The organism is Alkalihalophilus sp. As8PL (assembly GCF_040939795.1).
GTDB lineage: Bacteria > Bacillota > Bacilli > Bacillales > Bacillaceae_D > Alkalihalophilus > Alkalihalophilus lindianensis.
Genome location: NZ_CP162551.1, coordinates 751,684 through 773,831 on the forward strand (window position 1 = coordinate 751,684; position 22,148 = coordinate 773,831).

The 22,148-nt window shown below is 40.8% G+C and carries 21 protein-coding genes, 1 pseudogene, 1 riboswitch and 1 other annotated feature (1 of these 24 running past the window's edge); of the genes and pseudogenes, 2 read left to right on the forward strand and 20 right to left on the reverse strand.

All coding sequences use genetic code 11. From position 1 onward, the window contains the following. Positions 1-26: 26 nt before the first annotated feature. The 14 genes and pseudogenes from AB3N04_RS05345 to AB3N04_RS05410 all read right to left on the reverse strand — a co-directional run. The gene (locus AB3N04_RS05345) at positions 27-1,373 is read right to left on the reverse strand and encodes a YjiH family protein (RefSeq protein ID WP_368505074.1); all 1,347 of its coding nucleotides are present in this window, start codon (positions 1,371-1,373) and stop codon (positions 27-29) included. Between the two features lie 57 nt (positions 1,374-1,430). Next, positions 1,431-2,426 carry an agmatinase family protein gene (locus AB3N04_RS05350; RefSeq protein ID WP_368505075.1) on the reverse strand — a complete coding sequence of 332 codons (996 nt, stop codon included), beginning with the start codon at positions 2,424-2,426 and terminating at the stop codon, positions 1,431-1,433. Then, positions 2,423-3,700 (reverse strand): imidazolonepropionase, encoded by a 1,278-nt coding sequence (hutI, locus tag AB3N04_RS05355; RefSeq protein WP_368505076.1) that lies wholly within the window; start codon positions 3,698-3,700, stop codon positions 2,423-2,425. Before hutI ends, AB3N04_RS05350 begins: the two co-directional genes overlap by 4 nt. 26 nt (positions 3,701-3,726) lie before the next feature. Further along, the gene (gene hutU / locus AB3N04_RS05360; protein ID WP_368505077.1) at positions 3,727-5,397 is read right to left on the reverse strand and encodes a urocanate hydratase; all 1,671 of its coding nucleotides are present in this window, start codon (positions 5,395-5,397) and stop codon (positions 3,727-3,729) included. A gap of 209 nt (positions 5,398-5,606) precedes the next feature. Beyond that, entirely contained in the window at positions 5,607-6,431 is an 825-nt protein-coding gene (locus AB3N04_RS05365; RefSeq protein ID WP_368505078.1) for an STAS domain-containing protein, read from the reverse strand. 80 nt (positions 6,432-6,511) lie between these two features. Then, complete coding sequence (locus tag AB3N04_RS05370) at positions 6,512-6,829, reverse strand: multidrug efflux SMR transporter (protein ID WP_368505079.1); 318 nt, start codon at positions 6,827-6,829, stop codon at positions 6,512-6,514. Beyond that, positions 6,829-7,164, reverse strand: a complete 336-nt coding sequence (locus AB3N04_RS05375; RefSeq protein ID WP_368505995.1) for a multidrug efflux SMR transporter — start codon at positions 7,162-7,164, stop codon at positions 6,829-6,831. The genes AB3N04_RS05370 and AB3N04_RS05375 overlap by 1 nt, the downstream gene beginning before the upstream one ends. Before the next feature lie 66 nt (positions 7,165-7,230). Then, a riboswitch (guanidine-I (ykkC/yxkD leader) is annotated at positions 7,231-7,328 on the reverse strand. Between the two features lie 73 nt (positions 7,329-7,401). After that, on the reverse strand, positions 7,402-8,871 hold the full coding sequence (locus AB3N04_RS05380) for a helix-turn-helix domain-containing protein (RefSeq protein WP_368505080.1): 1,470 nt from the start codon (positions 8,869-8,871) through the stop codon (positions 7,402-7,404). Positions 8,872-8,939: 68 nt separating this feature from the next. Then, positions 8,940-10,250 (reverse strand): Na+/H+ antiporter family protein, encoded by a 1,311-nt coding sequence (locus tag AB3N04_RS05385; RefSeq protein WP_368505081.1) that lies wholly within the window; start codon positions 10,248-10,250, stop codon positions 8,940-8,942. A gap of 124 nt (positions 10,251-10,374) precedes the next feature. After that, entirely contained in the window at positions 10,375-11,904 is a 1,530-nt protein-coding gene (gene hutH, locus AB3N04_RS05390; RefSeq protein ID WP_368505082.1) for a histidine ammonia-lyase, read from the reverse strand. 128 nt (positions 11,905-12,032) lie between these two features. Next, on the reverse strand, positions 12,033-12,476 hold the full coding sequence (gene hutP / locus AB3N04_RS05395; protein ID WP_368505083.1) for a hut operon transcriptional regulator HutP: 444 nt from the start codon (positions 12,474-12,476) through the stop codon (positions 12,033-12,035). 210 nt (positions 12,477-12,686) lie between these two features. Continuing rightward, positions 12,687-13,172 carry a fasciclin domain-containing protein gene (locus AB3N04_RS05400; RefSeq protein ID WP_368505084.1) on the reverse strand — a complete coding sequence of 162 codons (486 nt, stop codon included), beginning with the start codon at positions 13,170-13,172 and terminating at the stop codon, positions 12,687-12,689. A 177-nt stretch (positions 13,173-13,349) separates the two neighbouring features. Then, the gene (locus tag AB3N04_RS05405; RefSeq protein WP_368505085.1) at positions 13,350-14,366 is read right to left on the reverse strand and encodes an STAS domain-containing protein; all 1,017 of its coding nucleotides are present in this window, start codon (positions 14,364-14,366) and stop codon (positions 13,350-13,352) included. A 150-nt stretch (positions 14,367-14,516) separates the two neighbouring features. Continuing rightward, positions 14,517-14,678: pseudogene (locus AB3N04_RS05410) on the reverse strand (VOC family protein); the annotation flags it as partial. A gap of 209 nt (positions 14,679-14,887) precedes the next feature. Here AB3N04_RS05410 and AB3N04_RS05415 point away from each other — a divergent pair. After that, a complete protein-coding gene (locus AB3N04_RS05415) occupies positions 14,888-15,142 on the forward strand; it encodes a hypothetical protein (protein ID WP_368505086.1) in 255 nt (84 codons plus the stop codon). A 42-nt stretch (positions 15,143-15,184) separates the two neighbouring features. On the opposite strand, the gene AB3N04_RS05420 is transcribed toward AB3N04_RS05415, so the two are convergent. The 3 genes from AB3N04_RS05420 to AB3N04_RS05430 are packed head-to-tail and all read right to left on the reverse strand — an operon-like array spanning position 15,185 to position 16,794. After that, positions 15,185-15,718 carry a GNAT family N-acetyltransferase gene (locus tag AB3N04_RS05420; protein ID WP_368505087.1) on the reverse strand — a complete coding sequence of 178 codons (534 nt, stop codon included), beginning with the start codon at positions 15,716-15,718 and terminating at the stop codon, positions 15,185-15,187. Between the two features lie 40 nt (positions 15,719-15,758). Next, the gene (locus tag AB3N04_RS05425; RefSeq protein WP_368505088.1) at positions 15,759-16,547 is read right to left on the reverse strand and encodes an MBL fold metallo-hydrolase; all 789 of its coding nucleotides are present in this window, start codon (positions 16,545-16,547) and stop codon (positions 15,759-15,761) included. A gap of 37 nt (positions 16,548-16,584) precedes the next feature. Continuing rightward, a complete protein-coding gene (locus AB3N04_RS05430; RefSeq protein ID WP_368505089.1) occupies positions 16,585-16,794 on the reverse strand; it encodes a hypothetical protein in 210 nt (69 codons plus the stop codon). A 668-nt stretch (positions 16,795-17,462) separates the two neighbouring features. On the opposite strand from AB3N04_RS05430, the gene AB3N04_RS05435 reads away from it, so the two are divergent. Continuing rightward, on the forward strand, positions 17,463-18,704 hold the full coding sequence (locus tag AB3N04_RS05435) for a hemolysin family protein (RefSeq protein WP_368505090.1): 1,242 nt from the start codon (positions 17,463-17,465) through the stop codon (positions 18,702-18,704). Between the two features lie 63 nt (positions 18,705-18,767). Here AB3N04_RS05435 and AB3N04_RS05440 read toward each other — a convergent pair whose 3' ends face one another. From AB3N04_RS05440 to AB3N04_RS05450, 3 genes are all read right to left on the reverse strand, one after another. Next, positions 18,768-19,103, reverse strand: a complete 336-nt coding sequence (locus AB3N04_RS05440) for a hypothetical protein (protein ID WP_368505091.1) — start codon at positions 19,101-19,103, stop codon at positions 18,768-18,770. 265 nt (positions 19,104-19,368) lie between these two features. Further along, the gene (locus AB3N04_RS05445) at positions 19,369-20,796 is read right to left on the reverse strand and encodes an aldehyde dehydrogenase family protein (RefSeq protein WP_368505092.1); all 1,428 of its coding nucleotides are present in this window, start codon (positions 20,794-20,796) and stop codon (positions 19,369-19,371) included. Positions 20,797-20,971: 175 nt separating this feature from the next. After that, on the reverse strand, positions 20,972-21,970 hold the full coding sequence (locus AB3N04_RS05450) for a tryptophan--tRNA ligase (protein WP_368505093.1): 999 nt from the start codon (positions 21,968-21,970) through the stop codon (positions 20,972-20,974). A gap of 53 nt (positions 21,971-22,023) precedes the next feature. After that, positions 22,024-22,148: a binding site (T-box leader), on the reverse strand; it runs 126 nt beyond the window's last position.

Sequence of the window (22,148 nt, forward strand, 5' to 3'; positions counted from 1 at the left end):
TCCTACCTTAGGGCTTCATGCATGATTTACAAAAAGAGATAAGCTATAGGTGCAGCGATTAAAATCGAGAGAATTGTTCTCTGTACCCAAATCACCAATAATTTCGGAATACTAATCGGAATATCGGTCGAGAGAATACAAGGAATTAATGCTGAGAAGAAGAGAATTGATGAAACGGATAAGACGGCAACTACAAACTTTGTAACCAGTTCTGCCTCAACGACGAGTAAGGCCGGCAAGAACATTTCCGCCACATGAATAGCCGCTGCTTTAGAAGCAAGAAGAGCATCTGGAAGTTGGACAAGGCTTGTAAACGGATAGAAGAGATACCCTAAGATATCAAAAAATGGCGTATATTCTGCCAATACAAGGCCTAATAATCCAATTGACATAATCGATGGCAGAATGCTCATCGTCATCAGGAACCCATCTTTCAAGTTCCCCCCTACATTTTTGATCAAGGATGGCGACCCTGCGGACGCCTTCATCGCACCTTGCCAAGCGTGCTTGAGGCGATCTCCTTTAATGACTTCCTCAGGCTTACCTTCTTCGGTAATATACTCATCACTAATCTTACTTAATGGCCAAATTCGAACAGTGATTGCAGTAACGACAAACGTCACAAAAAGCGTCGTCCAGAAGTACAAGTTCCATATATCCATGATCCCTAACGTATTGGCGACAACAATCATGAATGTCACAGAAACCGTCGAAAAACCCGTTGCGATGATCGTTGCTTCTTTTACCGTATAGCTACCGGCTTTAAACACACGGTTTGTGATTAACAGTCCGATTGAGTAGCTTCCAACAAACGAAGCGACTGCATCAATTGCGGATCGACCTGGCGTTTTCCAAATCGGTCGCATGATTGGCTGCATAAGCACCCCGATAAATTCTAACAATCCATAGCCAACTAATAAAGCTAAAAAGACAGCGCCAATTGGAACAAGCAGACCTACCGAGATAACCAACTTTTCAAAGAGAAACGGTCCCATGCTTGGTGCCATTAGCCATGCTGGGCCAATATTAAATAAGATCATCACCGTGACGAGGAGCCCTAACACTTTAAAAAGCGAGAACACCATATTGGTAAAATCACTCTTCCAGCTTTTCGTGATAAATGGATACAAGGCACCTAGTAGGATCACCAGTCCAGCGTAATACGGAATCACGGTTGGGAATGTCGCCGTTAGCCATTGCACGATATGATCCAGAGGAATCGTTGACCTCTCTCCTATCGTGATCGGGATAAAGAAGACAAAAATACCAATCGCACTAAACAGAAAGAACTTGAGCAAGTTCGAAAAAGAATGTAGTTCGGGTGAAGCTTGAAGCTGAGCATTCGTATCTGGTGATGTGTTTACATTTTCCATCCCGTCTCCCCCTCATATAACCCATTCGATCTACATGCCCCCCAAAGAGAGCTACTGCTACAGCTCTTGTCGAAGTTTATAACCTGTTAAAAAGGACAGCATGACATGCACACCAGTTTTAACCGTAGCATTGGCAATGTCTTTCGTGGGATCCAAACAGACAATATCCATCGCACAGACTTTGTTAGAAGCACCTGCCAGTTGAACCGCTTCTAGCAATTCATGAATGTACATCCCACCTGGAGTAGATGCCGGAGCTCCTGGACCTGCACTGATGTCAAGCACATCCATATCGACAGTAAGGTAGATTTTATCGACTTTCGTTTCCAACTCAGCAAGGGCCTCATGAATCACTCGTTCGATCCCCTTTTTTCTCGCTTGTTTCATCGTGATGTAGTTTAGTCCGACTTCATCGGCATATTGTTTGAGGGATCGTGCATTAAAGAAACCATGAAGTCCAATGTTGTAGACGTCGTTCCCGTTAATGACCTTACTTTCTAAAAGATTACGAATCGGCGTGCCATTCGATGGCCCGTTATCAGTTAAATCTCTTAAATCAAAATGTGTATCTAGTTGCAAAATGCCGATTCGCTCACTTGGATGACTTTCCTTATAGCCTTTGATCAGCATCGCCGTAATCGAATGATCGCCCCCTATCATGATGGGAAGGGAATCGGGATGATGCGTTTGAATGGCTTTCATCGCTTCTTTAATGTTGTCGTGGCAGATGGAAATGTCCGTTACATGTTCACGAACATCTCCTAGGTCGGCCACCTGCAGCTCACTTAAATCAAGGTCTTCATCTAAATTATACGTAGTAAATGATTTCCATGCTCTTCTGAATGCTTCTGGATTCTCGCTCGCACTTGATGCAGAGATGGATGAACGCGAAAGCGGAACACCGAGAATGACGGCATCATAGTGAGTCCATTTCGCAGAATCCTGATCATCCAATGGTTGAATCCATTCATGCACTTTTGGCTCTGTGATTTCTTTTTTTGTGTTCCACCTGAACGGAGGAGGGTTTAGCATTGGGTAAGGATAGTTGCTCATACTAATCTCCCTTCATCAACGACGACCTCTCCATTTTTAATCACTGTTTTCGTGTGATTTACCCCGTAGTGATATTGAAGCTGCATGTAGTTAGGCACATCAAGAATGACTACGTCTGCTTTTTTCCCAACTTCGATGCTGCCTACTTCATGCCCACGGTTAATGGCATGCGCGGCATTAATGGTTGTTGCTGTGATGACCTCTGCTGGAGTCATGCCCATTTTCAAACAACCAAGGTTCATAATCAGAGGCAAAGAAACGGTCGGTGATGAGCCTGGGTTGCAGTCAGTTGAAAGAGCAACCGGTACACCTGCATCAATCATCTTGCGTCCGTTTGCCGATTCTGCCATTAAGAAGAATGCTGTCCCTGGAAGTAGTACGCCAATAACACCCTTTTCAGCCATCATTTTCATGCCTTCATCTGAGGCTTTTAATAGGTGATCTGCAGAGACCGCACCGACTTCAGCTGCTGTCTCAGCGCCCCCATAAGGCTCGATTTCATCTGCATGAATTTTCGGCTTTAGGCCATTCTTTCTACCAGCTTCTAAAATTCGTTTTGATTGCTCCGGCGTAAAGACACCGTGCTCACAAAAGACATCATTAAATTCAGCTAAGCCAAGCTCTGCTACTTTCGGGATCATTTCATTTATCACAAGATTCACAAATTGTTCCGGGTTTTCCTTATAGTCACCCGGAACCGCATGGGCTCCCATAAACGTGCTGACAATATCGATGCAATGGGATTCATTGAGACGCTTCGCCACTTCTAGTTGCTTTAATTCATGCTCTAGTGACAAGCCATACCCACTTTTCGCTTCAATTGTCGTGACTCCGTGTACTAAAAATTTATCGAGACGACGTTTACTTTCGGTATATAGTTGCTCATGATCAGCTTCACGAGTTGCAGATGTCGTCGCATGAATGCCTCCACCTGCATTCATAATGTCCATGTAGGACGATCCTTGTAGACGCATATTGAATTCATTTTCACGACTTCCAGCAAATACGAGGTGAGTATGCGGGTCGACAAATCCTGGTGCGACCACTTGACCTGTAGCATCAATGACCTTTGCCTCATCTAGACGATCTTGATAGGTTGCTAGAAGCTCTTCATCTGGACCAACCGCTTGAATCTTGCCATCTTCTAACCAGACACTTCCCCCTTTGACAATATGGAGCTCTTCCATTTGCTCTTTAGTCATCGGCTTTTGTGAGCTTCCTTTTAGCGTAATAACTTCATTAGCATGACGTATAAAAAGTGCTTGCTTACTCATCCAATCTCTCCTTTCCAATATTAGGTTTATTCGTTATCCTTTAGCATTGGCATATTGATTCCTTTTTCACGCGCAGTTTTTTTCGCTAACTCGTATCCTGCATCCGCATGACGAACGACACCCATCCCTGGATCGGTTGTTAAGACTCGCTCAATACGTGCTTCTGCTTCTTTTGTTCCATCTGCAACAATGACAACCCCAGCATGTAGCGAATATCCCATACCCACTCCACCGCCATGGTGTACAGATACCCATGTTGCACCGCCGACTGCATTGACCATCGCATTTAATATCGGCCAATCAGATACAACATCTGATCCATCCTTCATGCCTTCTGTTTCACGGTTTGGTGAAGCAACCGAACCTGAATCAAGGTGGTCACGACCAATAACAACGGGTGCTTTTAATTCGCCGCTTGCGACCATATCATTTAAGATTTTCCCAAAACGTGCGCGCTCTCCGTACCCTAACCAGCAAATGCGCGATGGCAAGCCTTGGAACTGAATTTTATCTTGTGCCATACGAATCCAGTTGCATAAATGTTCATTATCCGCAAACTCTCTTAGGATCGCTTGATCTGTTTTATAAATGTCTTCAGGATCCCCTGATAATGCGACCCAGCGGAACGGTCCTTTTCCTTCACAGAACTGTGGTCGGATATAAGCTGGAACGAAGCCAGGGAAATCAAATGCATTCTCTACTCCTTCGTCTTTTGCTACTTGACGGATGTTGTTACCATAATCAAACGTCACCGCGCCCTTTGCCATCATCTCAAGCATCGCTTTCACATGTGTTGCCATTGACGCTTTTGAACGCTTCACGTATTCTTTCTCATCAGAAGTCCTTAGCTCTGCCGCCTCTTCTAATGACATGCCTGATGGGATATAGCCATTTAATGGATCATGGGCAGATGTTTGGTCCGTTAGAACATCTGGAATGAAGTTACGTGCAATCATCTCTGGTAGAAGATCGGCTGCATTACCAAGTAGTCCAATGGATAACGGCTTCCCTGCTGCTTTCGCTTCTTCAGCTAAACGAATCGCTTCATCCAATGTTGTAGCTTTCACATCGGTGTAACGCGTTTCAATTCGGCGATCGATACGTGTCTCATCAACTTCAATCCCAATACATACACCGCCATTCATCGTCACAGCAAGAGGTTGTGCCCCGCCCATGCCACCAAGTCCAGCTGTTACCGTAATCGTGCCAGAGAGTGAGTTGTTAAATGTTTGCTTCGCAAGTTCTGCGAATGTTTCATATGTTCCCTGCACAATTCCTTGTGAGCCAATGTAGATCCAGCTACCAGCCGTCATTTGGCCATACATCATTAAGCCTCTTTTATCTAGCTCATGAAACGTATCCCAGTTTGCATATGCTGGTACAATGTTTGAGTTTGCGATCAGAACACGAGGCGCATCTGTATGGGTTTTAAAGACGACAACTGGCTTTCCTGATTGAACAAGAAGTGTTTCGTCTGCTTCTAATTTCTTCAAGCTTTCAACAATCGCATCAAAGCTCTCCCAGTTACGAGCAGCTTTTCCGATTCCACCATAAACAACAAGATCTTCTGGACGCTCTGCAACATCCGGATCTAGGTTGTTCATCAACATACGTAAAACGGCTTCTTGCTGCCAACCTTTTGTATTTAATTCTGTTCCGACAAATCGCTTTACCTTCCCATTTGTAACCGTATTCATTTTTATCTACCCCCTAGTTGTATTACTGTCATTGTATACAGATTATTCAACTAATTATTTATAAATTATTTTTATTTTTATAAATAGTTTCATCGTTCTTTCTCTTTGATTACCTTTTTATGAGTAATCTCAAATAAAACCCCATCCTTTATAAAAATAAGAAAAAAAAGATACCTAGAGAATGAACTCTAAGCATCTTTATAAAAGGTTTAATTTAAACGTGTTGATAAGGCTTGGGACAATGATGAATACGTCGGGATATTATGAAAGTTAATGCCTAATTGTATAGCCGTCTGCGCTATTTCCGGTCGAATTCCTGATAAGCTCGCTTTTGTGCCAATTAACTCAAGACCACTCATCACTTGAAAAATTTGATTGGCAACCATCGTATCAATAATCGGAACGCCTGATAGATCAATAACAAGATGTTCTATGGCCCCATCGTTACATGCTCGAAGGGTTTTATCAAAGATCACCTTTGCTCGATATGTATCAATATCCCCTACTAAAGGCAGTATCGCAATGTCATCTTTAATCATAATGACAGGTGAGCTTAATTCGGTGATCATTTCTTGTTGAGACTGCAAAAGCCTCTCTGACTCTTGAAGATGCCTTTTGCTGAATTCCTGAAGAATCGTTTTAAACGCATTTGCAATAACACGATTCCACTCATACACTTCTTGATGCGAAGGTTTTTGATCATTCAATAGGACATATTCTTGAACAAGTTGATAATATTGATTCTGTACATTAAAGAATTCCCCCATGATTTTGTCTAATGGCGTATTCAAATGGGATTGGTCCTTGGCAATTTCATTTAACCACGTATTAAATTTAGAGACGGTGTCTTTCGCTTCTTCATTAAACAGTTCACAAAAGTTAACGTGAAACTGATGATTTTGCTCTTTTAATGTTTGAATCTTTTTTTCATTTTTAGTCCCATAGATACCTTCTTGTGTTTTATCTAACGCAGCGTACCATTCCTCCGTTAAATTCCACGTTCTTCCTTTAAAAAATTCATACATACTTGACATCGCTAATTACCCCTTTTATTTATATATCTATTATTGTGCAACGATTGTTGATGGTTTGGCAAGTTTTATTATACTATTGGCTATTTCGAAATGAGCTTCAGACCAACAGCTGCTCCTAGAATCATTGAAAGGAAGAGAATTCGTTTCACATTTCTCGATTCGCCGTAGACAGTCATCCCAATCAAGACACCACCTGATGCCCCTATTCCAGTCCAGATCGCATAAGCCGTACTCATAGGCAAGCTCTCCATCGCTAGTGCTAAAAAGATGAAGCTTGTTCCAAATCCGCCAATTAAATAAATGATATTCCTCCAGCTGCGTTCCTGATGCAATTTCGTAATCATCGTTACACCAACTATTTCCATTACCCCGGCTGCGATTAAATAAAACCATGCCATTACGATTCAACTCCTTTTGCCTGTTGTTTATTAGTCGATACTTTCAGACCAATTACTCCTAAAAGCAAGAGTAGGATCAGCACTAATTTACTTAATTGAAACGGCTCTCCGAAAAGAAAAATATCAGCTAACACCGTTCCAGCCGTTCCTAACCCGACAAAGACTGCATACACCGTGCCAACAGGCAGTCTTTTTCCTGCCATAATCATTAAATAAAAACTCACACCTATCGCAAGTATCGTCCCTGCCCACATCCACACACCTTCCGCATGCTTTAGACCGATCACCCAAACGACTTCAAAAACAGATGCAATAACCACCTTTAACCAGTTCATCATACTTCCCTCCGATTTACTGTTTCGATCAAAACAAAAAAAGCCCAGGAGATACTGTAAACAGTGATCTCCCGGGCTTTTCTCCCTCCGTGGCACAGCTTGGCTGTGAGCTTTCTCTCGGACCAGGCTAGCCATTCTGCTACGGAACCCTAGAAAGCATTTCTCCTATACAATTACTTACGATTATACACATTCCTAGCTTTGATTCAACTGTTTTGATCAGGGAAACTTCTGCCATTAAGCTCCACTTCGATACATTGTCGGTGTGCAGTCTTCAATCAATTTAAATTTAGCATTAAAGTAGGTTTGATGTGAATAACCGGTCAATCGAGAGATTTCTTCTAATGACAAGTCAGTCTCCTTTAATAGCTTCTTAGCTTCTCGGATTCGAATATGATGCAAGGTTTCTCTGAATGCTTGCCCTGATTCTGCTTTAAAGCGCCGGCTTAACGTGCTTTTATTCATCCGCAGCGCCTCCGCACAATCTTCTAAACTCCATTGAGCATCCCAATAATTCGATTCGATTAACTCCCTCGCTTTTTCCACAAATGTTCGAGGGCCTTCTTGCAAATACTCATGATTCTGTCCTAAGAGCTCTGTGGTGAAGGCGAGTAACTCTTGAACAATTTGATAGACGACCGGTGTATGGATGATTTGCTGGAACACTTTATGGTAAAAGGCTTCAAGGGCCCCGTCGACTAGATTGTATGATTTCATATGACGCCGGATTTGAGCTAACACACTCGTTAATCGGATGCGAACGATCTCTGGGTCAGGATATGGGGAGGTGAAAGTTAAAAATTCTTTTTCTAACCATTCACGAATCGCTGGAATCTCTCGTCTTTCTAGCATTTCGATCCATTGCCGCTGCTCAAGTGGCGTCAAAAATGGATCCATCTCTAAAGGCCAATGGTCTTCCCTTTCTTCTATGATAATGTCATAGCCTTCAAAGAAGATTCTTCTCGTTAGTTGCGTTGTTTCCTGGTACGTTTTCTTTAGTGAGCTCCCTTTTGATGCCGTCTTCATCACAATAGCTAACGGTTCATCCATCTTCTTTTTCCAATCTGTTAAAAACGCATAGTACTCCTCTTGAACGAGCTTCTTCTCTTTTGTTTCCTGTACACATAAGATGAAGTTTGCTAGCGCAAACACTTCGTGAAATCCTCTAAACGAATACCGTTGCACTGCTTGATATACAAGTGGAAGCGTCTCGGCATCGGGCGTAAGAAAAGCGACCATCGTCACTTGATGCTCATATTCCCTGTCTGCTAAGAACAGATCAGAGTAATCAATCGCTTTTGGGTCAAGCGAATCAATCAACATTCCATTCGCTGACTCCTGATGATTACGCAAATGAAAGCGAATTTGCTGAATATGTTTTATTAAATCATCTGGGGAAAACGGGCGAAACAACACATCTTCCGCTCGAAAGCGAAGAGCACGATACGCTGTCTGAAACATACGCTCAGATGAGATAAATAGCCAGCGAATCAGTTGATGATGCATCAACTCTTCGAACTGCGCCCTCTCATTTTTCCAACGATCCATATCTAGAATAATCAAATCAGGCTTCTGCTTTTGAATGCTTGCCTCTAACGCATCGACACTCTCAAACCTTGTTAAAACAACTCCTGTAAAATGAGACTCAATCATCCAGCGAATCCCTTGTGCTTCCAATTCATCTTTAGCTACTAAATAAATTTCCATTTCTAACACCTTCTATCTACACAAAAGACCCACATCACATATGCGGGTGCTTTTGTAAACTTATTCACTTAAAGAATCATCGCCGCGATTAAACCAAAAATAACGAGCGGAATATTAAAATGGATAAACGTAGGGACACATGTATCCCAAATATGATTATGTCTTCCATCGGCATTCAAACCAGCAGTCGGCCCTAGCGTACTATCTGAAGCGGGTGAACCGGCATCTCCAATCGCACCCGCTGTTCCAATTAATGCAGCCGTTGCTAGTGGCGAAAAGCCAAGAGCAAGACATAATGGAACAAACAAAGCCGCTAGAATCGGAATCGTACCAAATGATGAGCCAATCCCCATCGTGATAAACAATCCAACTAGTAGCATCAGGATCGCCGCTAGCAACATACTATTACCCAGATACGCAGTTGATGCCTCTACTAATGTCTCAACGGACCCTGTTTCTTTTAGAATCGTTGCATAACCCGATGCAATCAGCATCACAAAGGCAATCATCCCCATCATCTTAATCCCGTCATTCACAAAGTGATCTCCTTGTTTAAACGGAACAACTCTAAATCCAAACATTAAGACAATACCTGTAAGCGCTCCCAAGATTAACGAGTCAAAAGTCAGCTGCACAACTAATGTCGCAATAATCGCCACAATCGTTAAGAAGTGCTTCATTGTAAAAGATTGCTTTTCCACTTCAGAAGTCGCAGCAATTTCAGACTCTACTTCTGTTTCAGGCGTGAGGACCCGGTCTTTTCGATAGGTAAAGAAAATCGCAATCAATAAACCGACTACCATCCCTAACCCTGGCAAAAGCATCGCCAGTGGGACCTGTGTAATCGCAATCTCCATGCCATTTGCTTGCATTTCCCCAGAAATAATTCCGTGGTAGATCAAACCAAAACCAGCTGGAATCATAATATAAGGTGCTTTCAATCCAAATGTTAGAGAAGTCGCAACGGCTCTTCTGTCTAACTTCATTTTATCAAACAAATGCAATAGTGGTGGAATTAAAATTGGAATAAACGCAATATGTACAGGCACTACATTTTGAGATAAACTCGCAACCCCTGCAATCGTAAGCAGCATGAACGCTTTTTTCCCTTTTAGGGCATTAATCAATAGCCTTACTAAAAATCCGGTAATCCCAGAATACCCAATCATCACCGCAAACGCTCCAAGTAAAATATAACTAAGTGCGGTACTTGCTTGACCACCCATACCTGAGACAAGCATATCAATCGTTTCAACAACATCTAGCCCCGCAACAAGACCAGCTGTTAGAGCAGCAAACAAGATTGCTAACACAACGTTTACTCTTAATAAACTTAGTACGACCATAACAATGACTGAAATAACAACAGCATTTAGCAAACGGTTGACCCCCTCTGATTATCACCTATGTATGCTCAATCAATTTAAAATTTTCAGTTATTCATTATTAAAATAAATCTACTTACCTAGAACGATGTGAATGTTACTAGGTAAGTAAACTCGTTTATCTTGTTTTTGAATGCATTTCATCCTTATTTATCTTTCCTGCTGTTGAGGTCTTTTCTTTTAACCACGTATTAATTGCTTCAATGTCTTTTGAGAAGACACGATCTTCGCTAATTGTTGGCGCAATCTCTCTTCCTTCATTCAAGAAATGACGAGTCAATGATGCCATTTTCTCCACCCCTCTAATCTCTGCTGCTTGCAAGCCACAAATCGTCTCAATCGAAAGCACACGACGCGTATTCGTGATCACTTGATATGCATGTCTTGATCCGATCGTTCCCATGCTCACATGGTCTTCTTGGTTAGCTGATGATGGAATCGAGTCGACACTTGCAGGGTGAGCGAGTGTTTTATTTTCTGAAACAAGCGATGCCGCAGCATATTGCATAATCATGGCACCTGATTGTAAGCCTGGCTCTGGACTTAAAAACGGTGGCAAATCATTCAGTTGTGGATTTACTAAACGCTCAATTCGACGCTCCGAAATGTTGGCAAGCTCTGCCATTGCAATCGCTAAGAAGTCCATTGCAAAAGCAATCGGTTGTCCATGGAAGTTGCCCCCTGATAACACCTTATCTCCGTCATTAAAAATAAGTGGATTATCGGTTGCCGCATTCATTTCAATCTCGAGCTTCTCTTTGACATAATGTAATGTCTGCCAAGTGGCACCGTGAACTTGAGGAATACAACGAATTGAATACGCATCTTGAACACGTAGTTCACCTTGCCTCGTTGTTAATTCACTGTCTGCTAAATGATCACGAATACGAGCTGCTACTTCGACTTGTTCCTTGTAGCCTCTAGCAAGATGAATATCTTCATCAAATGCATCAATGATTCCTCTTAGACCTTCAATCGTCACCGAGGCAATCACCTCTGATTGATAAGCGAGCTTCTCTGCCTCTAAGTAGGCAACCACACCCATTGCCGTCATCGCTTGCGTACCATTAATAAGAGCTAAGCCCTCTTTAGCCGTTAACGTAATCGGGAAAATGCCTTCTTTTGTTAGAGCTGTTAAAGTAGGAACCTTCTCACCTTTATAAAACACTTCTCCTTCCCCAATTAACGCAAGTGCAAGATGAGATAATGGCGCTAAATCCCCACTCGCACCAAGCGACCCTTGCTCAGGAACGACGGGGTGAATATGAGCATTGACCAAGTCTAACAACCTCTCAATCACAACTGGCCTGACACCAGAGAAGCCTTTTAGTAAAGCATTGGCACGTAATAGAAGCATGGCTCTTGAGACGAGCTCAGGAAAAGGTTGCCCTATTCCACATGCATGAGAGCGAATTAAATTAAGTTGCAATTTTTCAACATTGTCTTTATCAATATACACATCACTAAACTTCCCAAATCCCGTTGTAATCCCGTATACAATGCGTTCCTCAGCAACGATTTTCTCAACCGCTTGACGACTCTTCTCCACCTTCTTGCGACTCTCATCTGAAAATCCCACTTTATCTCCATCAAATAATACTCGTTTCACTTCATCGAATGTTAACGTCTGACCGTTTAATAGAACCATTTTTTCTCTCTCCTCTTCATTTCACTTTAGGCAAGTAAAGGAACAATAGAAAAGGGGACTATATCAATGAAATCTCCAAAGAAGATTCCAAGATATAGCCCCCTATTTACTAAAATACTATGGGCGTATTATATGTGATTAATTCCGAGTCCAATCGCTTCATGCTCTGATCCCTTAACAGGTGCACCAATGGTTCCATATAATGAAACCGCAATCCAATCTCCTTCTAACTCATTCAGATAAGGATTGCCTCTTAGCACAGCAAACGATAACCCCACGGTCCGATGAACAGAACCTAGTTGAACCTGGCCTCTCGTAACACCATGTAAGGCTTCGATAATGGCATGGTACAAGGCATGCGTTTCACGATAGATATTCGTTTGGATAATCCCATTTTTCTTTGCAGCCGTTTCAATAGCTGCTACGACCTTATGCGCTTCCATTGAACCCACTTTACCTGTACAACCATTCCAATTCGACTGCTTCAGTGTTGCCAATTCTTGCTCAGAATCATCTGAGAGCAACAACATAATAGCATGTCGACCAATACGACGTTCCTTACTCAATGCCATACGAACAACTCTTTCACTTTTCTACTTGGCGCTCGCCAACTAATAACTACATTTAGTGTAAGCGCTTTATTTTTAACTGTCAATAAATTTTTCCATTACTCTTATAAAATGGGTGGAAAGCAAACAGGATACCAACGTCTTTATTGGTATCCTTGTATGAAAGCTATACTAAAACGCTCGGATCTGAATCCGAGCATTCCTTTTCCTCCATTACGGCACTAACACCGCATCAATCACATGAATCACACCGTTTGAAGCCTGGATATCTGGTGTGACCACATTTGAGTTATTCACTCTTGTCGGATTAAGTGAGATCGTCACTTCTTTATCTGCTAAAGTTTTGACTTTCATTCCGTCCTTCAGGTCCCCTGATAAGACTTTACCTGGTACGACATGATAGAGAAGAATCGTTGATAGGTCTTCTCTAGCTAATAATTCATCAGCTGTAATTCCTAATTCTTGTAGAAGTTTATCAAAAGCCTCATCAGTCGGCGCGAATACCGTGAATGGCCCCTCTGCCTTAAGCGCCTCTACCAAATCTGCTTTCTCTAATGCAGCTGCCAACGTATTAAATTGACCTGCCGCTACAGCCGTATCAACGATGTCCTTCTTTGTTTCCTCTGCTGCAAACACATTTGCAGAGAACGAGATGATCATCGCAAATGCTACGAGTACCAGTGCCATTTTTTTACCCATAAAAAAACCCTCCTTTTATTTGCCTGCAAGCTTATCGTTAAGACTTAATGCAAGCTTTGTTCTCAAGAGGTAGTATTCGTATGAAATACATTTTTATCCTAAAATGCGTAAAAAAAATATAGATCACCCATATCACAGAAAAAAGACCAAACCTAATCCTGTTCGGTCTTTTCTCTACTACACGATTCTTCGTCCACTTTTGCCTAACGCATAATAAATCCCGTGTTGCAATGACTGGAGACATTCGTATTCTTTCAAATTTGTTAACGTCTTTGTAATGGTTAAAGCGAGCTCTGCAGAGATTCCAACTAAAATAACTTCTGTTCCAAGCAATCGTGCTGCTGAGCCTAACTTATCAATAGCCATTGCTGTATGTTTGCACATACTTCCGTTTAATCCGGTTAAATCTAACAGCAAGTATTTAGCTTGGTATTTTGGAAGTTGAATGAGGATGTTATCTAATAAATCTTCCGTCCTCTCACGATCGTAGACACCAATCATCGGAACCACAATAATGTCCTCTAAAACAGGGATGATGGGAGAAGATAATTCTTTTACTAGCTCCTGTAATGCCTTTGTTTTATCATTCACTAGCTCTTCAAGTTGAGCAATTTTCTCTGCTTCCTGTCGCCTTGAGAGTTCATGGATATTATGTTGGATGCTCACTTCCGAAGGGAAATACTTCACGATACTATGAGGATGGTTCTCATCCTGATACTGAACGATACTATACCAATAGTTTTTTTGGAATAGCCCTGATAAAACGCCTGCATAATGGGAAGGAACAAAGATCCCTTTTGTGTTCTTATCATCCAATTGATTCATTTTGTATTCCCAATCATCTTGGATATAAAGACTAAATGTATCATTTTCAAGATCGATTTCTTTAATCTCTACTTTCCCCCAGCCAGCCGTTGCATACGTATTAGACAGCCACTCCACTACATTGGTTGTATCAATATTTTTAATATCACGAAAGCCTTCGCCAACGATTAGTCCCTGACGGAATCCAGTCGTTTCAAAGACAAGCTTCGTTGCTTCTACCCCTGAAATTTCTTTTATTGTATCAAAAAAGGTTTTCATTGCTGAAATCCAGAAGAAGACAACGTCACCATTCTCAAACAACACATCGCCCGTTTCTAGATCCCACTTTAACTCCACTCCACCTACTGTTAATTCCTTTTTTGTATCCATATAGATGCATCCTCCGATAGTTTTCGACCTCAAGTGAATCTACTCGTAAGTAGGATTTTCAATTGAATTGACAAATTTACTCCCTAAAGGTACTATTACCCTCTTCTTACTAAATCTAAGCATAAAAAAAGCCAGCCTGATGCTGACTTCTTATATATTTTCCTTCGTTAGCGTAGAGATCTGCCAACTCACACCGAATTGATCAGTGACTTGTCCGTATGACGGACTCCAAAAAGTCTCTTGCAGCGGTATCGTCACCTCGCCACCTTCTTCTAATTTTGCAAAGACCTCTTTGGATTTACTTGCATCGCTAAATGTGATTCCAATTACCGCTTGCTTTTTTTCTCTATAATACCATATATTTCATATTAACAGGAAAAATAGATTCAATCTTTCAACCTATTAAATCTAAACTCCAACCCAATTGAATCCCTTCAATATGTATAACGTACATCAGGACGAGATATGTTTCGTCCTGGTTTTTCATACAATATAAAACGACGTTAAAAGGAGGTGATGATGTGAGGAAAAAAATATGGCTTTCAATCATTATGGGTATCCTGGTCGGCGCAACCAGTTCCTTCTTTCTGTATCAAGGAGAACCTGTATTCTTTCAAATTGAATACATCCACCCTAACGAAACCGTCAAAGTGTGGGAGCAAAATTTCGATGTTACGGTCAGCGCCTTTCGCATCACCGTGCTATCTATAGTCGGCTTTTTTTTAGGGTTGTGGATTGTTGATCGAATTAGAGTTTGGTTTCAAAGGATGCATTAACTATAAACAGGTTACGTTTTCTTGAAATAAGTAACCTAATCGCTATGAATTTTTCATCGCATCATACTCTTTCTTCAGCATCCCCATAATGATTTCATCTGAATAGAGGTTGTTAATATAAAGGGATTCTCTTATTACTCCTTCAGTTTTGAATCCTGCTTTTTCGTATGCCTTTATGCCTCGAACGTTATGTGAAAATACTTCGAGTTGTAGTCGATTTAAGTTAAGCGTGTCAAAAGCAAATTGCAGTGCTAGTTGAAGAGCCTCTGTGCCGTACCCTTTATTGAAGTGATTGGGGTGATGCAAAGCCATTCGGAAGGCAGCCTTATTATTCTCTTCATCTATTTCCATAATCGCTAAATCTCCAATCAACTCATCTGTATCTATTAGGCATATAGAAAAATCATAACGTGTTTCATCATGCATGATTCTTTGATAATACTCATATAATTGCTCCATCGAAAACACACTTCTTGTGCCGGTCATGTACCTTATCTCTTCATCTTGAACGGCTTCGTATAAACTGTCTAGATCTTCCTTTTTGATTGTTCTTAAATACACAGACTCACCCTTCATTGCGTTCACCTCCTTCTATTTCATGTCCTCCTATCAGCCCTTAAAACTGGACACTAAATCCCCCAAAGCGATGAATTCCTGTTCCAAACTTCACAAGTTCTTGATTACGTAATTCATCAACCGCACGCTTCACTTCATTTAAGAGGGTAGGATCAAGTCCGATTGTATTATGTCCCCCATAAATCTTTGTTACGTTAGTAAATTTTGCGATTTTCTCTAATGAATCCACTAAGTCCACAGGATTCGTTGTCGGGAAAAATGCATAGATAGGCGTTTCATCATACAGTAAATCACCCGTAAATAAATACCCTTTGCGTTGATCATAGATTGCTATATGACCTGGGGAATGACCTGGGGTGTGATGGATCGTCAACGTTCTATTACCTAGCTCGATTTCATCACCATCTTCTAGCACACCCGTAGGCTTCCCTTTAAATGGTTGATAGGTTTTTGGATCAAACGTTTCTGGAGTGGGCTTTGTGATATCACGGCTTACATCTTTTCTTATTTGCTCAATTGGCAGCTTTTTGATGCCATTGATCAACCAATCCTCTTCCTCTTTATGAACATAAATGGTTTCGAATTCACCGTGGCTTCCAATGTGATCCCAATGAACATGCGTAGTAATCACAATGATTGGTAGCGTAGTCAGTTGATCTGTGATTCTTTTGATGTTGTCGATGCCAAGGCCTGTATCAATTAACGCTGCTTTCTCATCTCCCATGACTAAAAAAGAATGGACCTTTTCCCAATGGCCATATTCACTAATTGCAAATGTATCCTCATCGATCTGAGTCACGGTGAACCAAGAGTCTGTATTTCTCCCCATTTTCAATCCCCTCTCTCAACCTTCATTTTGCTTATAACTATTCTTCAGCCCTAATCCAAGAAATGGTCTCACGAATTCCTTGTCCAGATGGTGTACGTGGTAGGGATCCCACTTCGCTTTCATACTTCTCCCCACTTAAAAGGACTGGTTGTTCTGTTAGATACATCATTTCAACCATTTCTTTCATGAAGGGTGAAAACAGGACAATTAACGCTTTTACCTCGTTCTCTATCATTCTTCTTTCCATTTCGTATCTGATTTTCCCTTTTTTTGTGTGAGGAATTTTTTTCGTTGATTCCGTGACAAGAGTTGATTGTTTACCCTACGCGTATATATTATCGACAAGCTCCGCTTTTGCGCGTTTTATCTGAGCGACATCCAATATGATATCCACACATTGAAGATGTTTTGTTCAATGTATCGTTTCGAGAAATATCTTCTCTGTTCCTGAATAGACATAGGCTAAGGGGGGATTTAAATGAATAGTTTTCCACTTTTGTATTTGTCGTGTATTCTTGCTGGGTTTGCACTAATTAGAGTTCCGTTAAGTGGATTTATGGAACCCTTAGAACCTTTAGTATTGATTGTAGGCGTGCTGACGATTCTGTTATTTTCATGTGTCCTTATTTATAAGGGGATATTGTGTCTAATGGGTAAAGGTTGAAAACTATGAGCTCAGACAAATGTCTGAGCTTTCCCCTTCTTTGTAAAAAATATATACATATACAAAAGCGCATTGGATCATATACACCATCCAATGCGCTTTTATTTATCACCTTATTTTAAATTATCCGTCTGCCACTTAGGATCTCCCGTTCAGTACCTTTACTTTTCATTCAACTTAAAATCTTTAACCGAATGTTTTATCCAACAATTCTCGGGTAGAATAAATAAGGATATACGGAGGTGTTCTCGGTGTTTATTGCATTAGTTTTCTTTTTATTCATGTCCTTTTTTTTATCAGGTAGTGAAACGGCTTTAACAGCAGTGAATAAAACAAAAGTCCAATCAAGAGCAGAGAATAATGACAAAAAAGCTCAAAAGCTTTTAGCATTAATTTCAAAGCCAGAGCAATTTATTACGGGTATTTTAATAGGTAATAATATCTCAAATATTATGCTTCCCACCCTTGTCACCATTATCGCTATTGAATATGGAATTAACATTGGAATAGCAACCGGAATTCTAACAGTGATCTTAATTATTTTTGCAGAAGTCCTTCCAAAATCGATCGCTGCAACCTTTTCAACAAAAACAGCCTTTATGGTTGCTCCAGTAATTAGGTATCTCATTATTTTATTTAAACCACTCATTTATTTATTGTCTAAGTTTACAAATACCGTGATTAAAATCCTTTCTAAAGGTAACAAAGAAGAAAATGGATTTTCCAAAGAAGAAATTAAAACAATGGTAGACATCGCTTTAACGGAAGGAACATTTGTTAAAGAAGAATCTCAAAGGATTAAGGGTGCCATTGATTTTTATACAAAAGATGTACGAGATGCACTTAAAACCCCAAGAACCGAAATTGACGGACTTCCTTGTGATGTTACATTTGAAGATGCGAGGCAGATCGTCATGGAAAGTAATTATACTCGCTATCCCGTTTATAAGGACAACATGGACAATATTGTAGGAGTCTTTCATTCTAAGCTATTACTTAAGTGGTCCTTAAACCCTTCTCTGGAAATAAAGGACTTTATGGATAACTCCCCTCTTTTTGTAACGGAATTTGTATCAATTGAAAGAGTATTCAAAATGATGCTTAAGGAAAAAAAGCATATAGCTATTGTCATTGATGAGTACGGTGGGACAACAGGGATCATAAGTCATGAAGATATAATTGAAGCAATGATCGGACAAGACATTGAGGATGAGACTGATGATGCAGGTGAAGTTTTAATTCAGGAATTAACAGACACACATATTTCATGTCACGGTAAAATTACGATACGGCGCTTTAACGAAATCTTTAAAACAAAAGTTCCAGAAGAATATGATACCATTGCCGGATTTATTTACAAAGAACTCGGACATATCCCTTATGAAGGTGAAACGTTTGAATTCCATCATCTACACTTTGAGGTAAAAGCTATGATTGACAATAAAATAGTTCAAGTTAGAGTCACCAAAAAACTCAAACCCCAAGTTGTCTAGCTTGGTACTAGAAAAAAGCACAAAAAATGCTCGGATATTGTATCCGAGCATTTGTTATGCTTATTAAATTTCCTTTGTTAAAAACCATACGTTTACTTCCCCTGTATCACTTAGGGTAAGTGGAAGATGATTCACTGCTATTTCTTCACCTTGTTCAGCAAAACCTGCAATCACAAATCGACCTTCTAGTTCAGTATCTATATTTGAAATAGAGGGCTCTCCTAAATTTAATTCTTCTAGTACATACCAGCTGTCGCCTTGCTTTTGAACGGTTGCGACATTCATTTCATCTTCAGCTAAATAAGCTAAAGCTACCGTTACGTCATCAATATGGCTTTGAGCGTAAATTTGTTGAGGTTCACTTGAAAGAGCTTCTTCAGGAGATGCTCCCTGCCTCATACAACCCGCTAAAACAAGAAAAAGCAGAAGGATTATAGATAAAAGTTTGATTTTTATTTGAATCACTTCCTTATCTTTTATAGGTTGAGGAATAACCCTTTGATTGAACTCTTCTTGGATGAATCAACCCTATTATGATCAACATTCCATCTCCACATACTAAAATCGGAACAAGTTACTTTCGTTCATTCTTCAGTAACTAACCCCACCATACTTATGAAAGCCAAAATGTCCGTACCAGCATACGGTGCTGGTACGGTTTTGTTTATGATGTAGGCATACCGTGTACGGATTTAATTTCTAGGTATTCCTCAATTCCGAAATCACCCCATTCGCGGCCGATTCCAGATTGCTTGTATCCGCCAAACGGGCCGTTAAAATCAGTTTCTGCGTTATTGATGACAATGCGACCAGCTTTTATGCTTGAAGCTACATGGCTTAATAGTTCAGAATCTTTCCCTATTACGAAGCCTGCCAGTCCATAGACCGTATCGTTTGCCATCTCAATGGCATCTTCTAGGTTCTCATACGTAATAATTGTTGAGACTGGTCCGAATATTTCCTCCTGAGCAATAACGGAATCGTTGGAAACATCCGTAAAAATAGTCGGTTTCGCGTAATATCCCGTCTTTAGTCCTTCAGGCTTTCCGGTTCCCCCGACAAGCAGGGTCGCTTCTTTCTCGCCTTTTTCAATATAGGATTGAACAGTATCCCATTGATCCTCAGACACTAGTGGTCCAGTAGCAATTCCTTCCTTACGAGGGTCTCCAACTGGGAAGGTTGGCAACAACTCCACTATCTTTTTCTCAAATGATTCTTTCATTGACTGTGGTATAAACACTCTTGTTCCTGCAGAGCATACTTGACCCGTGTTTGTCATGATATTTGATAGAGCTGTTTTTGCTGCATCTTCCACATCCGCATCATCAAGCACAATAATCGGAGACTTGCCACCGAGCTCCAATGCCACTTTCTTTTTCGTTTCCGCAGCCTTTTTCATAATTGTTTCACCCACAGAGCCAGAACCGGTAAAGGAAACGAAATCAATGTCAGGATGAGAGCTGATTCCATTTCCTATGACAGAACCGGAGCCGTTCACAAGGTTAAACGCACCCTTTGGCAAACCTGCTTCATCTATAACCTCGGCCAAGATCACCGCTGCAAATGGTGTCTTAGAAGCTGGCTTTAGAACAACCGGGCTCCCTGCCGCAATCGCACTAGCAATTTTGGTAGAAACCTGGTTCGTTGGAAAATTCCACGGCGTGATCAGACCGCTCACACCAATCGATTCTTTTAAAAGCGTATGACCCCCTCTATCCTCTGAGAAAGAAAAGTCAGAGAGGGATTCGATTGCTTGTTTAAAATGACCAAGTCCCATATGATAGTGAATCTCTTCTGACACAGATAGCGGAGCACCGAGTTCATCGGTCATGACGTCTATGAGCTCCTCTTTTCTTGCTTCATAGCCTTGCACAATCTTCTCAAGCCACTGGATTCGTTCTTCTTTTGTTGAACGAGAAAAGGTAGGAAACGCTGCCCTAGCAGCCTTTACCGCTTTATCTAAATCCTCTTCCGTACCTGAGCTGATTTTACCCATCACTTCCTCTGTTGCCGGATTAATGACATCAATTGTTTCAGAGCCAGTCGACTCCGTCCATTCACCATTAATATAATGCTTTTGCTGATTTCGCATGGGAAAAACTCCTTTTTTATTATGCTGATACACACTTAAATTTCCAAAATACGTATATAGCACTTCTATTCCCAGCAAGTCGATTTCTAAAACAATTGATGGCAGACTATGTGACTCTAATATGGTTATCCCTCTAGGTCATTCAAACCTACACTTCCAATTAAAGATCCTATTCCTATAAAGAAAAACCCATTTTCTGCTTAATCTCTTTTAGAAAAGGAACACTCACTGCCCTTGCTTTTTCTGCACCCATCACTAACACTTCATCTAATTTTTGAGGGGAGGCCATCAACTCGTTGTATTTCTCCCGTGGTTCTTCTAAATAGTTATTCATGACCTCAAATAACTCTTTTTTCGCTTGCCCCCAACCAATACCTCCTTCATATCGAGCTCTCATAGCTTCTACTTGTTCCGTGGAAGCAAACTCTTTGTATAAGGTGAATATCGTTGATTCATCGGGATTTTTTGGTGCTTCTGGAGGCAAAGAATCTGTTTTTATTTGATTGATCCGTTTTTGCAACTTCTTAGGCTCTTCAAAAAGAGGGATGGTATTATGATAGCTTTTGCTCATTTTTCGACCATCCAGCCCTGGTAAGACCGCAGTCTCTTCTTGAACTTGAAACTGCGGTAATACAAATGTTTCTCCATAATGATGATTAAAAGATTCAGCAAGATCTCTTGCAATTTCTACATGTTGGATTTGGTCTTTTCCAACTGGAACAACATCTGTTTTTAACATCAAAATGTCAGCTGCCATGAGAATAGGATACGTAAAAATCCCCATATTCACGCCACTATCTACTTCTTTTCCTACTTGTCTATTATGATCAACGATCCCTTTATAGGCATGTGCTCTGTTCATTAAACCTTTGGAAGTAATGCACGCTAAAATCCAATTCAACTCGAAAATTTCAGGTACATCACTTTGCCTATAAAGAATCGACTGATTAGGATCTAGTCCGAATGCTAACCATGCCGCTGCAATTCCATTCGTCAGCTGAGGGAGTTCACCTGGCTCAGGCATCTTCGTTAAAGCATGATAATCAGCTACAAAGTAAGAAGCTTGATACTCTTCATCCTTAGCTAATTCAAGTGCAGGCTTGATCGCTCCGATATAATTTCCTAAATGAATGTCTCCCGTCGGTTTGATCCCAGTTACAATTCTTTTCTTCATCCAAATCCCACCTCTCATTAAAATCAGAAAACACAAAAAGGGTTACTCATCCTAAAAAGGACGAGTAACCCGTGGTGCCACCTTCATTCGTTTACCATTACGTAAACGCACTTATTCTGCACAGAAACAATCTTAACGTCCCGAATGCATAGTCTTTTTTAACGGTAAGACATCCGCT